This is a genomic window from Streptomyces sp. NBC_01451, assembly GCF_036227485.1.
Classification (GTDB): Bacteria; Actinomycetota; Actinomycetes; order Streptomycetales; family Streptomycetaceae; genus Streptomyces.
The window spans coordinates 5,684,043-5,697,190 of record NZ_CP109479.1 but is presented as its reverse complement, the minus strand read 5'-3'; the positions used below and the strand labels follow the sequence as shown (position 1 = coordinate 5,697,190).

At 71.4% G+C, this 13,148-nt stretch carries 16 protein-coding genes; 9 read left to right on the top strand and 7 right to left on the bottom strand.

What is annotated here, in order from left to right; all coding sequences use genetic code 11:
- Positions 1-65: 65 nt before the first annotated feature.
- The gene (locus tag OG595_RS24865; protein ID WP_329275576.1) at positions 66-722 is read left to right on the top strand and encodes a SigE family RNA polymerase sigma factor; all 657 of its coding nucleotides are present in this window, start codon (positions 66-68) and stop codon (positions 720-722) included.
- Positions 719-1,228 carry a PASTA domain-containing protein gene (locus tag OG595_RS24860; RefSeq protein WP_329275573.1) on the top strand — a complete coding sequence of 170 codons (510 nt, stop codon included), beginning with the start codon at positions 719-721 and terminating at the stop codon, positions 1,226-1,228. Before OG595_RS24865 ends, OG595_RS24860 begins: the two co-directional genes overlap by 4 nt.
- An 82-nt stretch (positions 1,229-1,310) precedes the next feature.
- Here OG595_RS24860 and nagZ read toward each other — a convergent pair whose 3' ends face one another.
- Complete coding sequence (gene nagZ / locus OG595_RS24855) at positions 1,311-2,846, bottom strand: beta-N-acetylhexosaminidase (RefSeq protein WP_329275571.1); 1,536 nt, start codon at positions 2,844-2,846, stop codon at positions 1,311-1,313.
- A gap of 189 nt (positions 2,847-3,035) precedes the next feature.
- On the opposite strand from nagZ, the gene OG595_RS24850 reads away from it, so the two are divergent.
- The 3 genes from OG595_RS24850 (at position 3,036) to OG595_RS24840 (ending at position 5,588) form a co-directional block, all read left to right on the top strand.
- Entirely contained in the window at positions 3,036-4,406 is a 1,371-nt protein-coding gene (locus OG595_RS24850) for a histidine-type phosphatase (protein ID WP_329275569.1), read from the top strand.
- A 96-nt stretch (positions 4,407-4,502) separates the two neighbouring features.
- The gene (locus OG595_RS24845) at positions 4,503-4,925 is read left to right on the top strand and encodes a DUF6153 family protein (RefSeq protein WP_329275567.1); all 423 of its coding nucleotides are present in this window, start codon (positions 4,503-4,505) and stop codon (positions 4,923-4,925) included.
- 66 nt (positions 4,926-4,991) lie between these two features.
- Positions 4,992-5,588 carry a DUF305 domain-containing protein gene (locus OG595_RS24840; protein ID WP_329275565.1) on the top strand — a complete coding sequence of 199 codons (597 nt, stop codon included), beginning with the start codon at positions 4,992-4,994 and terminating at the stop codon, positions 5,586-5,588.
- A gap of 51 nt (positions 5,589-5,639) precedes the next feature.
- Here the strand turns inward: OG595_RS24840 and OG595_RS24835 are convergent, their stop codons facing one another.
- The 4 genes from OG595_RS24835 to OG595_RS24820 form a co-directional block, all read right to left on the bottom strand.
- Positions 5,640-7,064 (bottom strand): HAMP domain-containing sensor histidine kinase, encoded by a 1,425-nt coding sequence (locus OG595_RS24835; RefSeq protein WP_329275563.1) that lies wholly within the window; start codon positions 7,062-7,064, stop codon positions 5,640-5,642.
- Positions 7,065-7,820, bottom strand: coding sequence for a response regulator transcription factor (locus tag OG595_RS24830; RefSeq protein ID WP_329275560.1), 756 nt, complete (start codon positions 7,818-7,820; stop codon positions 7,065-7,067).
- Between the two features lie 89 nt (positions 7,821-7,909).
- Complete coding sequence (locus tag OG595_RS24825; protein WP_329275557.1) at positions 7,910-8,515, bottom strand: FMN reductase; 606 nt, start codon at positions 8,513-8,515, stop codon at positions 7,910-7,912.
- On the bottom strand, positions 8,512-9,630 hold the full coding sequence (locus tag OG595_RS24820) for an LLM class flavin-dependent oxidoreductase (protein WP_329275555.1): 1,119 nt from the start codon (positions 9,628-9,630) through the stop codon (positions 8,512-8,514). Before OG595_RS24820 ends, OG595_RS24825 begins: the two co-directional genes overlap by 4 nt.
- Before the next feature lie 149 nt (positions 9,631-9,779).
- On the opposite strand from OG595_RS24820, the gene OG595_RS24815 reads away from it, so the two are divergent.
- On the top strand, positions 9,780-10,535 hold the full coding sequence (locus OG595_RS24815) for an SDR family oxidoreductase (protein WP_329275552.1): 756 nt from the start codon (positions 9,780-9,782) through the stop codon (positions 10,533-10,535).
- A 3-nt stretch (positions 10,536-10,538) separates the two neighbouring features.
- On the opposite strand, the gene OG595_RS24810 is transcribed toward OG595_RS24815, so the two are convergent.
- Complete coding sequence (locus tag OG595_RS24810; protein ID WP_329283161.1) at positions 10,539-11,018, bottom strand: hypothetical protein; 480 nt, start codon at positions 11,016-11,018, stop codon at positions 10,539-10,541.
- A 123-nt stretch (positions 11,019-11,141) separates the two neighbouring features.
- Between OG595_RS24810 and OG595_RS24805 the strand changes: the two genes are divergently transcribed.
- A complete protein-coding gene (locus tag OG595_RS24805; RefSeq protein ID WP_329275549.1) occupies positions 11,142-11,477 on the top strand; it encodes a YnfA family protein in 336 nt (111 codons plus the stop codon).
- A 25-nt stretch (positions 11,478-11,502) separates the two neighbouring features.
- On the opposite strand, the gene OG595_RS24800 is transcribed toward OG595_RS24805, so the two are convergent.
- The gene (locus OG595_RS24800; RefSeq protein ID WP_329275547.1) at positions 11,503-11,937 is read right to left on the bottom strand and encodes an ester cyclase; all 435 of its coding nucleotides are present in this window, start codon (positions 11,935-11,937) and stop codon (positions 11,503-11,505) included.
- Positions 11,938-12,109: 172 nt separating this feature from the next.
- Between OG595_RS24800 and OG595_RS24795 the strand changes: the two genes are divergently transcribed.
- On the top strand, positions 12,110-12,886 hold the full coding sequence (locus OG595_RS24795; RefSeq protein ID WP_329275545.1) for an SDR family NAD(P)-dependent oxidoreductase: 777 nt from the start codon (positions 12,110-12,112) through the stop codon (positions 12,884-12,886).
- Positions 12,886-13,092, top strand: a complete 207-nt coding sequence (locus OG595_RS24790; protein ID WP_329275543.1) for a hypothetical protein — start codon at positions 12,886-12,888, stop codon at positions 13,090-13,092. Before OG595_RS24795 ends, OG595_RS24790 begins: the two co-directional genes overlap by 1 nt.
- Positions 13,093-13,148: the final 56 nt, after the last annotated feature.

The following is a 13,148-nucleotide window of genomic DNA, read 5'->3' as shown; positions in this document are numbered from 1 at the left end:
TCCTGCCCGTGCAGCAGATGCGCGGCCTGTCACGTCGAGGAGTGGTGACAGGAAGGGAGGAGCGTGTGGATCTGGCAACCGAGTGGAAGCCCGGCGCCGCCCTCGGCGGTGCCGAGTCGGCAGGAGCCGGGTCGGGGGAGATGGATTTCCCCCTGTTCGTCGCGACCCGGTCGGCGTCCTTGTTCCGCGGTGCCCTCGTCCTGACGGGGAACCGGGAGGCGGCGGAGGACCTGGTCCAGGAAACCCTGGAACGGGTCTGCCGCAAGTGGCGCACGGTCGCCGCCAAGGACGCCCCGGACGCCTATGTGCGCCGGATCATGGTGAACCTGGCCAACGACCGCTGGCGAAGATTCCGCCGCCTGGTTCCGCTGGTCCCGTCGGGAGCCCACCAGGACACCGGCGACAGGGCGGCCCTCGGGGACGAGTACGGGCGGGTCGACAGCAGGGACCAGTTGGTACGGGCCCTTCAGTCGCTGCCGATGCGCATGCGCACGGTGGTGGTGCTGCGGTACTTCCACGACCTCTCCGACGCCGAGATCGCGGCCGACCTGAGGATCTCGCCGAGCACCGTACGGTCCCAGCTCGCCCGGGGAATCGACAAGCTCAGAAGCCAGTTCTCCGCACTCTCCGGCCCTTCACCGTCACCTCCGTCCCCAACGGCGTCGCCACAGCAGCCCGGGCCCACGGGACCCACGGGGCCCAAGGAAGGTAGGACCCGATGACTCGCTGCACCGACGGCGCACCCTTCGAAGAGGAACTGGTGAACGCCATGAACGACTTCGCGAACTCCGCCGCCGCACCCGCCTTCGACAGCGCCGGCATCGTGCGCAGGACCCGGCGCAGGCGGAACACGTCCATCGCCGGTATCGCCGCCGCCCTCATCGTGGCCGGTGGCGGCACCGCCATCGCCACCGGCGGTTCGGACGCCCCCAAGCCCGTGTCCGTAGCCACCAAGCCCGCGTCCGTCGCCACCAGCCCGAACACGCCGACTTCCAACCAGGCCGCCACAATCCTGGTGGAGGGCGACGAGGAGGGGGTGGAGTTCGAGGGCCTCAGCCTGCACTTCGCCAAGCAGTACCTGGTGAAGGTGGGGCTCGAACTCGGCACGGTCGGAACGACGGACTGCGGCAAGAAGGGCAAGCCGGGCACGGTCATCGCGGTCGACCCGCACGAGCCGAAGGTCGTTTCCCGGGGCGCCACGATCAACCTGACGCTCTGCGCCGGCTGACCGACCCAACCGCCCGAGACGCCCGTCTCCGTTCCCGTTCCTTTCGGTACCGGCGCCGGTACCGAAAGGAACGGGGGCAGCGTCAGACGCCGCTTCCCACCAGTACCTCGGCCAGCGCCCGCAGATTGACCCGCCCGCGCCCGTACGAACACAACGCGCCCCCGCCGTCCGGCAACCCGGTGTCCACCAGCACCGCGTCCCTGCGCCCGGCCGCCAGCGCCGCCCGCAGCTCCCCCTGCCACGGAGACAGCCCGGCATCCGACGTGGCGACCACCAGCGGCACCCCGACAGCCCACCGCAGGATCCCCTCGGCCAGAGCCGCCGGATCCTCCGGAGCCTCGTTGAGCACCATGCCCGCAGCCGTGGGATCCAGCGCGCGCACCTCGCTCAGCAGATCCTCGCCACCCCAGTTCAGCGCGGGATGCGGCGGCGGAAACAGGTCGACGACATACGCACCTGGCGCCGCCGTGAACCCACCGGCCCGCGCACCCCGCAGTGTGCCCCGCACCGCCCGCCGAGCCGCGTCGAGCCCCGCGTCCGCGTCCCACGGCGCGACCGCGCCCTCCTCCGGCGCGCCCGCGTACCGCTCCGCCAGCTTCCGCACCCGCCCGGCGGCCTCCCGTACCCGCTCCTCCGCGAGCATGCCGTCCCGCAGCGCGCCGATCACCGCGTCCCGGCAGGCCAGGGTGGTCGCCAGGTCCGGTACGGCCACGATCACCTGGTCGGCGCCCGCGGCGAGGGCGAGCCGGGCGCCGGCCGCCTCGCCGTACCGGTCGGCTATCGCCTTCATCTCCAGGGCGTCGCTGACCAGGACCCCCTCGAAACCGAGGTCGTGGCGGAGCAGGTCGCCCAGGATGCGGCGACTGAGGGTCGCGGGCCGTTCCGGGTCCAGCGCCGGGTAGACCACGTGCGCGCTCATCAGCATCGGTACGCCCGCCGCCACGGCCGCCCGGAACGGCTCGACATCGGCGCGGATCTCGTCGTACGACCGCGGGTCGACCGCCATCTCGTGGTGGCTGTCGGTCACCGTGCCGCCGTGGCCGGGGAAGTGCTTGGCGCAGGAGGCGACGCCGCGTGCCTCGGTGGCGGTGATCCAGGCGCGCAGGTGACGGGCGGCGAGTTCCGGATCGGCGCCGAAGGAGCGGGTGCGGACGATCGGGTTGTCGGGGTGGTGCTGGAGGTCGGCCACGGGGGCGTACGAGACGGTGATGCCGAGCGAGGCGAGGTGACCGGCGAGGGCGTCGGCGCAGCGGGCGGTGAGGTCCGGGTCGTCGACGACGCCGAGGGCGTACGAGCCGGGCACCTCGGGGGCGCCCGCGGCGACGAGGTGGCCGATGCCGCCGCCCTCGTTGTCGATGGCGACGAGGAGATCGGGGCGCAGGGCGCGCAGTTCGTCGGTGAGGCGGCGGACCTGGTCCGCGTCGCGCACGTTGCGGGTGAAGAGGATCACTCCGCCGAGGCCGCGCTCGATGAGCCGCTTGAGGGTGTCCGGGACGCCGGTGGTGCCGTCGAAACCGGCGACGAGGCACCGGTGGACGGCTTCGTCGAGGTCGACGGGCAGGTCGACAGGAAGGTCGACGGGCAGATGGTGCTGGGGCTGCTGCTGCATCGTCTTCATCGACTTCATCGGAGGGCCTCTGGGTCTCGCCGGGGGTCTCGCACGTGGGACTTGGATGATAGAAGCCACCAAAACTTCAGCACAAGGTGAATCAATCAACCGGAATCTCACAGCACACATGCCCCGTACGCCCCGCATGCGCCATTCCGCGGCCACCCGGGGTTCATCCACGCCCCCCACGATGCGCCCATGAACCGCACCGCCCTCGCCCTCGCCGCACCCCTGTGCGCCCTGCTGGCCACAGCACTCCCCGCCCACGCGGCGGAACGTTCCTCCTCCGGAGACAGCTACGGCACCAAGGCCTCGTACGCCCCCCAGCAGAGCCTGCGGAGCTACCAGCAGCCCCCGAAGGGCTTCGTCCCGGTGTTCACGGAGAACGTCTCCCGGCACGGCTCCCGGGCCGCGACCGACAGCTCGGACGGCGACCTGATCCTCAAGCTGTGGGACCAGGCCGAGAGCGAGGGCCAACTCACCGCGCGCGGCGAGGAGTTCGGGCCGAAGGTACGGGCCCTGCTCGCCGCCATGGCCAAGGTCGGCTACGGCAACCTCAGCGGGCGCGGCAGGAGCGAGATCGCCGGCACCGCCGTACGGATGGAGAAGCGGCTGCCGGGCCTCTTCGCCGACATCGCGAAGAACGGCGAGAAGATCGACGTCGTCAGCTCCGGACAGGGCCGCGCCGTCGACAGCGGGCAGCTCTTCGCCGACACCCTCGCGGCCACCGACCCGGCGCTCAAGCCGCTCATCGGCGCGGGCCGCACCGACAAGGACCTGCTCTACTTCCACAAGGCCGCCGGCGGCGCCGCCTACCGCGACTACATCGCGAACGACCAACGCCTCGCCACCACCCTCGCGTCGATCACCGACCAGCCGGCCACCCACCGCGCCGCCTCCGACGTACTGCGGAAGATCTTCAAGCGCGACTTCGCGCAGCGCGTCGTCGACGGCGAGTTCGCGACCACCGCCGGCAGTGCGGTGGACGCGGCCGAGGCGGTCTACAACCTGTACGGGATCGCCCCGGCCATGAGCGCGGAGAGCCCCGGCGGCAAGGGCTGGCAGATGAACCGGTACATCAACCAGCGGGACGCCGCCTGGTTCGGATACCTGAGCGACGCCGAGGACTTCTACGAGAAGGGCCCCGGCTTCGCCGACAGCGACATCACGTACAGGATGGCGGGCGTCCTGCTCGACGACTTCTTCAAGAAGGCCGAGACCGCGCAGGACGGCACCCCCGGTTCCGGCACCCTCGGCGCCGAACTGCGCTTCACGCACGCCGAGGAGATCATCCCGCTGGCCGCGCTGATGGGCCTGCCCGGCAGCACGCGAGGGGTGAGCGCCGAGCGGCCGTACACGTACGACGACAACCCGTGGCGGGGCGCGGCGGTGGCGCCGATGGCCTCGAACATCCAGTGGGACGTGTTCCGCAAGGGCGACACCACCCTCGTACGGATGCTCTACAACGAGAAGGAGACCGCCTTCAGGGCGGGCTGCCACCCGGTGTCCAAGGGCAGCAAGTTCTACGACCTGGATGAGCTGGAACGCTGCTTCGGCCGTACTTCCTGAGGTACGGCCGGCGTACGGCCCTCCTGGCGTACGGCGCGCGGCGCGAATATAGGGGTACCCCGTACCCCTATACATCCGTCGGGTTAGCATGGCGGCGTGACAGCCCGCGCACAGCAACAGCGACACGCGCACCCGCCGTTCCGGTGGGCGCGGGCGTTCGTCGTGCTCGGGCTGCTGGCGGGTGTCCTCGCGATGCACGGTCTCGGACCGGGTGGCATGTCCGCCGGGATGGCGGACACCGCCCACCACGGCCACCGGGCTCAGCCGATGAGCACGCAGGCAGGGTTTTCCGACGAATCCGTCTGCCACGGCATGGACTCGCACGGCGGCCACACCCAGCACGCCGACGGGACCTGCTCGTCGGCCGCCGTCCCGGCAGGGCACACGTTCCCCGCCCTCACGCCCGACCCGGCCGGCGCCTCGGCCCCGGCCGCCCGTGCCGACCGCTCGCTGCCCCGGTCCCCCGAGGGCGCCCGAGCGCCACCGTCCCTCGCTGAACTCCAACTCCTGCGGATCTAGAGGCCACCGCACGTCTCCGGCGTGCCCGCGTACCTCAGTTCCCCTTCGCACAGCAGGAGTTCCAGCATGCGCAAAACCCGCAAGACCCTCGTCGTCATGGCCGCCACCGCCGCGCTCGCCCTCACGCTCACCGCGTGCGGCAGCGACGACGGCAACAGCGACAGCAGCAGCGCCGCAGGCGCGGGGAGCAGCAGCGAGGCCGAGGGCTACAACGCCCAGGACGTCACCTTCGCGCAGGGCATGATCCCCCACCACAAGGGCGCCCTGGAGATGGCGGAAGAGGCAGCCGACAAGGCGTCGTCGGCCGAGGTCAAGTCCCTCGCCGCGCGCATCGAGAAGGCCCAGGCACCGGAGATCGAGGCCATGACCGGCTGGCTGAGGACCTGGGGCAAGGAAGTCCCGACGTCGACGGCGTCGATGCCCGGCATGGAGTCCATGGAAGGGACGGAATCGATGCCCGGCATGGATCACGGTGCCACCGGCACGGAGTTCGACAAGAACTTCCTGACCATGATGATCGAGCACCACAAGGGCGCCGTGACGATGGCCACCACCGAGAAGGCCAAGGGCGAGTACGGCCCCGCGACCTCCATGGCCGACGACGTCATCCGCACCCAGAACGCCGAGATCACCGAGATGACCAAGCTCCTCGGCAAGAACTGACACCGAAGATCGCGGGTGAGTCGGCCGGCCGCCGCTACGGGGTCGGCCGGCTCACCCCTGCCCGCCCACGGTGAACCCGATGACCGCCCCGCCCCCGTCCCGCCGGTTCGCGAAGGGGGCCCCGCCGTGGGCGATGGCGACCTCCCGGACGATCGACAGCCCGAGGCCCGAACCCGGGAGGCTACGGGCGTCGGCGGCACGGTAGAAGCGGTCGAACAGGCGCAGCAGATCGCCCTCGGCGACCCCTGGCCCCCGGTCGAGCACCTCGACCCGGATCGCGCCCTGGCGCCCGCTCTGCCGGGCCCGTTCCGGACCGGTGACGGCGATCTCGATCGGCGCCGTGCCGCCCCGGTCGAACTTCGCGGCGTTCTCGACGAGGTTGGAGATCGCCCGCTGGAGCGCGGCGGGGCGGGCGTCGACGGCCGTCTCGCCGCCCGCCCGTACGACGACGTCCCGCCCGGTGCGCCGCCGGGCCACCACCGCGACCTCGTCCGCGATGTCGGCGATGTCGATCCGCTGCTTGGGCTCGGTGTCCGACTGCCCGGCCGCCAGGTCCACCAACTCGTTGACCAGATCGGTGAGTTCACGCGCTTCGAGGGCAAGGTCGGCGACCAGGTCCTCCCGGGTCGCGGGCGGCAGTTCGTCGATGCGGCGCAGCAGCGAGATGTTCGTACGGAGGGAGGTGAGCGGGGTGCGGAGCTCGTGCCCCGCGTCCTGGACCAGTCGGCGCTGGTCCTCCTCCGACTGGGCGAGGCGGCCCAGCATGCGGTCGAAGGACCGGCCGAGGCGGCCCACCTCGTCGGCCCCGGTCACCGGCACCTGGATGCCGAGGCGGCGGGTGCGGGCGACGTCCTCGGCTGCCGACGCGAGGATGCGCAGCCGGTGCGTGATCCGCCGGGCCAGCCACCACCCGAACAACCCGGCCGCGACGACGACCGCGGCCATCATCAGGATCGTCCGCTGCTGGAGCTCCCGGAGCAGGTCCTCCGTGTCGCTGAACTCCTGCGCGACCTGCACCGCGCCCCGCCCCTGGCCGCGCCGGCCGCCCAGCGAGACGGTCGCGATGCGGTAGACGTCCTGGCCGACGGCGACGTCCTTGTGCTGCACGGCCAGCCCGGCGACCGGGGAGGCGGCGACGCGGCGGTCCTCGGCGGTGACGGGCAGCGCCGGACTACCGCCGTCGACCACGCCTCCCTCCGGCCCGAGCACCTGCACATCGGTGCGGCTGGGCCGGACGATGTCGTGCCCCGGCTCGGACGACGAGAAGTCCTGCGGCGTCATCGTGTTGTTCCGCACCTCGTCCTGGAGGTCCTGGACGACCTCCGCGAAGGCGGACTGCTGGTCCACCCGGACCAGCCGCGCGGCGGCGTCGTAGGACAGGAACCCGACCAGCACGGTCACCCCGGCGGCGACCGCGGCGAACGACACGGCGAAGGTGGTGCGCAGCGAGGCCAGCCCCGCCCTCCGCACGGTCACTCAGTCCTCCCGGAGGACGTAACCCACGCCTCGCACCGTGTGGATCAGCTGCGAGGCGCCCGGCTCGTCGAGCTTGCGGCGCAGATAACCGACGTACACGGCGAGGTTCTTGGAACCCGGGCCGAAGTCGTAGCCCCAGATACGGTCGTAGATCGTGGAGTGGTCAAGGACGATCCCGGCGTTGCGCACGAGGAGTTCCAGCAGCTCGAACTCGGTCCGGGTCAGTTCCAGCTCCCGCGTGCCGCGCCACACCCGCCGCGCCTGGAGATCCATCCGCAGCCCGGCCGCGGTGAGCTGCCGCTCGGGAAGAACGGGTTCCTTCGCCACGTGTGACGCGCGTACGCCGACGGGGGCGAGGCCCTTGGGAGGGCGCTGCTCGCCGGTGCCCGTCCCGGTACGCCGCAGCAGCGCCCGCAGGCGGGCGAAGACCTCCTCGACGTCGAACGGCTTGACGACGTAGTCATCGGCGCCCGCGTCCAGGCCGGCGATCCGGTCGGCGGTCTCCACGAGCGCGGTGAGCATCAGGATCGGCGTACGGTCCCCCTCGGCGCGCAGCACCCGGCACACCTGGAGGCCGTCGATGCCGGGCATCATCACGTCCAGGACCAGCACGTCCGGCGGCGTGCGATGCGCCTGGGCGAGCGCCTCGACGCCGTCGGCGACCGCGGTGACCCGGTAGCCCTCCAGGGTCAGGGCCCGCTCCAGGGCATGGCGGATGGCACGGTCGTCCTCGGCGAGCAGCACGGTTTGGGGCACCCGCCCAGTGTGCCAAGGGGGGCTCTTACTCGCCTCTCACCCTCGCCCTCACCGCCCGTCCGGTTCTCACTCCCGTTCCCACCCGCTTCTCAACCCCGGAGCGCGTCCAGCTGCTGTGCGAACGGGACCACCTCAAACCCGCCCGCCGAGGGCTTCGGCACCCGGGGGCGCTGCGCCGACAGCCCCGACATCAGAGCGGTCAGCTCCCCCGCCGCCCGTTCCACCCGCGCGGCGAGCCCCTCGGCGCCCCAGTCCTCCGAGGCCGCGTACACGGCCGTCGGCACCACCACGGCCCGCAGATACGCGAACAACGGCCGCAACGCGTGCTCCAGCACCAGCGAGTGCCGGGCCGAGCCGCCGGTCGCGGCGACCAGCACCGGCTTCCCCGCCAGCGCGTCCTTCTCCAGCACGTCGAAGAACGACTTGAACAGACCGCTGTACGAGGCCGAGAACACCGGAGTGACGGCGATCAGCCCGTCCGCCCGCGTCACCGCGTCCAGCGCGTCCGCCAGCTTCCGCCCCGGGAAGCCGTTGGTGAGGTTGTGGGCGATCTCCACGGCCAGCTCGCGCAGTTCCACGACCTGGATGTCGACGGCCGCGTCCGCCTTCCGGTCCACCGCGGCGGCCAGCCGGTCGGCCAGCAGCCGGGTGGACGACGGAACGCTCAGCCCCGCCGAGACAACGACGAGCTTCATACCGCGGCCTCTTCCTTCTGGTCCTGCTGCTCCTGCTGGTCCTTCTGCGCGGCGGCCAGCAGGGAAGCGTGCGTGGGCGTGTCCGGCACGTCCGCCGCCCGGCCCTTGGCGAACTCCGCCCGCAGCACCGGCACGACCTCCTCGCCGAGCATGTCGAGCTGCTCCAGCACCGTCTTCAGCGGCAGCCCGGCGTGGTCGACCAGGAACAGCTGGCGCTGGTAGTCACCGGCGTACTCCCGGAAGGCCAGCGTCTTCTCGATGACCTGCTGCGGGGACCCGACGGTCAGCGGGGTCTGGTCGGTGAAGTCCTCCAGGGAGGGCCCGTGTCCGTACACCGGCGCCTCGTTGAAGTACGGCCGGAACTCGCGTACCGCGTCCTGCGAGTTCTTCCGCATGAACACCTGGCCGCCCAGCCCCACGACGGCCTGCTCGGCGGTGCCGTGCCCGTAGTGGGCGTACCGGGCCCGGTACAGGTCGATCATCCGCCTGGTGTGGTCGGCCGGCCAGAAGATGTTGTTGTGGAAGAAGCCGTCACCGTAGTAGGCGGCCTGTTCGGCGATCTCGGGCGAGCGGATGGAACCGTGCCAGACGAACGGCGGTACGTCGTCCAGGGGCCGGGGGGTCGACGTGAACCCCTGCAACGGCGTCCGGAACTTCCCCTCCCAGTTCACGACGTCCTCGCGCCACAGCCGGCGCAGCAGGGCGTAGTTCTCGACGGCGAGGTTGATGCCCTCGCGGATGTCCTGCCCGAACCAGGGGTACACCGGGCCGGTGTTGCCGCGCCCCATCATCAGGTCCACGCGCCCGTCGGCCAGGTGCTGGAGCATCGCGAAGTCCTCCGCGATCTTCACCGGGTCGTTGGTGGTGATGAGGGTGGTGGAGGTGGAGAGGACGAGCTTCTCGGTCCGCGCGGCGATGTAGCCGAGCATCGTGGTCGGGGAGGACGGCACGAACGGCGGGTTGTGGTGCTCGCCGGTGGCGAACACGTCGAGCCCGACCTCCTCGGCCTTGAGCGCGATGGCGACCATGGCCTTGATGCGCTCGCGTTCGGTCGGCGTCCGTCCCGTGGTCGGGTCCGGTGTGACGTCGCCGACGCTGAAGATCCCGAACTGCATGGTCGCTCACCCTCCAGGTTGTTAACTCTTCAACTATAGCGTCCGAGTGCGACAACCGCGCCCCCTCCAGAGGTATTCCACGGGCATTCCATGCCGTGCTACAAAGCGGTGGAGGATAATTCCCATCACAAGAGAATGAGGTTCTCCACATGGGCGCGCTGAGAACTGTGGTGGTCGGGGCGTCGAGCGGCCTGGGCCGGAGTGCGGGAATCGACCTCGGCAGCCGGGGCAACCGCGTCGCCCTGCTCGCCCGCAGACACGACCGGCTGGTCGACGCGGCGAAGGAGGCGGGCCCCGACGCCCTCGCCATCGCCTGCGACGTCACCGACGAGGCCTCCTGCCGGGCGGCGATCGAGGAGGCCGCCGACGGGCTCGGCGGCATCGACGCCCTCGTCTACACCACCGGCATCGGCCCCCTGGCCCCCATAGAGCAGACGACCGCCGACACCTGGCGCCATGTGATGGACACCAACGTGATCGGCGCGGCCCTGATCACGAACGCCGCGCTCCCCCACCTCACGGCGTCCGCCGGCACCGCCGTCTACCTCTCCACGGTCGGCGCGTCGATCACCCCCGCCTGGCCCGGGTTCGCCGGCTACCACGTCAGCAAGGCGGCCCTGGAGAAGCTCGTGGAGGCGTACCGCGTCGAGCACCCCGCCGTCGGGTTCACCCGGTTCGTGGTCAGGGACTGCGGGGGCGGCGACGGGGACTCCCGCACCGAGTTCAACAACGGCTGGGACATGACGTACGCCGCCGAGGTCGTACCCGTCTGGCGGCAACGCGGCTACCTCACCGGCGACCTGCTCGACGTCTCCGAGTTCCTCCGCACCCTGGAAGCCGTACTGCGCTGCGGCGGCACCATCCCGGAGGTGACGGTGACGCCGCGCGCCGGCCGGAGAGAGTAGACGTCAGAAGTAGTACGCGTCCCCGGTGTCGAGCACGAGCACCCGCTGCCGGTCGTTGCCCCGGTTGCGGTCCACGACACCGCCGCTCCAGACCGTACCGATCTCCAGCGTCACCTCGGCAGGCATGCCCCGGAGCCGCACCCGCAGCCCGATCTGCTCGCCCACCCCATCGGCGGCCAGCGCCCCCGTACGGCACACCACCACCCGCTCCCCCAGCCGCGCGCACCCGTCCGGCAACTGCTGCCGGGCGGCCAGCGGAGCCGACCAGGTCAGCCGCACGGTCGCGTCGGCGACGGCGGACGGCCCGTGATTGCGCGGGGTCACCCGCAGGTCGATCCGCCCACGGTCCAGCGACACGGCCCCGTGATACGCCAGATCGGCCTCGGGCCCCCCACTGTCGGCACCGGCGAACCCCCCGCCCCCGACCACACCGACCGCCACCGCGACCGCACCCGCCACCAGCCCACGCGCCCAGAACCGCATACCCACGCCACCCACTCCTCGCCCGGAAGACCGTCACCGTCGTCGAAGCGATGTATCCCACCTGACGCGCGGCACAGGCGCCCTCCAACAGGTGACGGTGAACCGGCGTGCGAAGCTGCGGGCATGCCGGTCCTGCGCTCCGTAGCCCTGTTCCTGGTCGCCGCCCTGCTCGAGATCGGCGGCGCCTGGCTGGTCTGGCAGGGCGTACGGGAACACCGCGGCTGGGTGTGGATCGGCGCGGGCGTGCTGGCCCTGGGCGCGTACGGGTTCGTCGCCACGCTCCAGCCCGACGCCGAGTTCGGCCGCATCCTGGCCGCGTACGGCGGAGTCTTCGTCGCCGGTTCACTGGCCTGGGGCATGGCCGCGGACGGCTACCGCCCGGACCGCTGGGACGTGACGGGCGCGCTGATCTGCCTCGCGGGCATGGCCGTGATCATGTACGCCCCGCGAGGCAACTGACAACGGGCCGACGGATGCGGCCGGTTCAGACGAGTTCGTCGGGCAGCAGCCCGAGCTGCCCCAGGAACTCCATCTGGTCGAAGTAGAGCCGGTAGTCGACGATGTGACCGTCCCGGACCGTGGCGACGTCGACGCCCCTGATACGGACCTCCTTCTGGGTCGCCGGCAGCTGGTCGCCGGAGGGCAGCGGGATCGGCCCGGTGTTGCGCCCGCTGAAGTAGCCCTCGTCGACGGCGGTGTCACCGATCTCGTACGCGTGCACGGGCTCGTACGTCGCCTCGGGCATCGCGCCCGTCATCTGCCGCCAGTACTCGACGATGTTGTCGCGCCCGTGGATCTCCCCGCCGTCGGGGGTGACGGCGACCGCGTCGGGCGCGTAGAGCTCGGCGACGGCCTTGAGGTCCGGCTTCGAGGTGAGCGCCTCCGTGAGCCTGTCCATGACGTCACGTGCTTCTCCCATGATCCACCTCCAACTCCGCGGATCACCCACCTCATTTTCCCACCAGAGCCCGGGCACCGCAGCGCCGCACCGGCCCACTCCCCGGACACCCTGCCGCCCGCTCCCGCCGCCTGCCTATCCTGGGCAGCAGCTCAGCCGGCCCGGCGAGCCGAACACCCCGAGGAGCAGTCCCATGGCCACCGCCGCCCCCTCCGCCGCCTCCCGCATCGCCGTGGTCACCGGCGCGAGCAGTGGCATCGGCGCCGCGACGGCCCGCCGACTCGCCGCCGCCGGCTACCGGGTCGTCCTGACCGCCCGCCGCAAGGACCGCGTCGAGGCGCTGGCCGAGGAGATCAACGCGACGGGCGGCCAGGCCACCGCGTACCCCCTCGACGTCACCGACCGCACGGCGGTCGACGAGTTCGCGACCGCCTTCAAGACGATCGGCGTCCTGGTCAACAACGCGGGCGGCGCACTCGGCGCCGACCCGGTGGCCACCGGTGACCCGGCCGACTGGCGCCAGATGTACGAGACGAACGTCATCGGCACCCTCAACCTCACCCAGGCCCTCCTCCCCGCCCTGACGGCGAGCGGCGACGGCACGATCGTGGTCGTCTCCTCCACCGCCGGCCACGGCACGTACGAGGGCGGCGGTGGCTACGTCGCCGCCAAGCACGGCGCCCACGTCCTCGCGGAGACACTGCGCCTGGAGATCGTCGGCACCCCGGTCCGGGTGATCGAGATCGCGCCCGGCATGGTGAAGACGGACGAGTTCGCCCTGACCCGCTTCGCCGGCGACACGGAGAAGGCGGCCAAGGTCTACCAGGGCGTGGCCGAGCCCCTCACCGCCGACGACGTGGCCGAGACGATCACCTGGACGGTGACCCGCCCCAGCCACGTCAACGTCGACCTCCTGGTCCTGCGCCCCCGCGCCCAGGCCTCCAACACGAAGGTCCACAGGGACGCGTGATGACGGACGACGCGGAGGACAAGAACGCCGACGAACAGGACCGGGAACAGGGCCCGGAAGAGGAACAGGACCAGGGCCAGGAACAACGGCTCCTGGCCCTGGAGAAGCAGCGTGAACGCTACGTCTGGTACTACCTCGCGTACTTCCTCTTCGGCATCCACCTCGTGGCGTTCGTGATGATCTACGCGGTGAAGCACGCGAAGTAACACCCTTGCGGGGACTGCCGGTCGGCGCGGTTCGCGGTGAGGTCCGGACCGGAAAC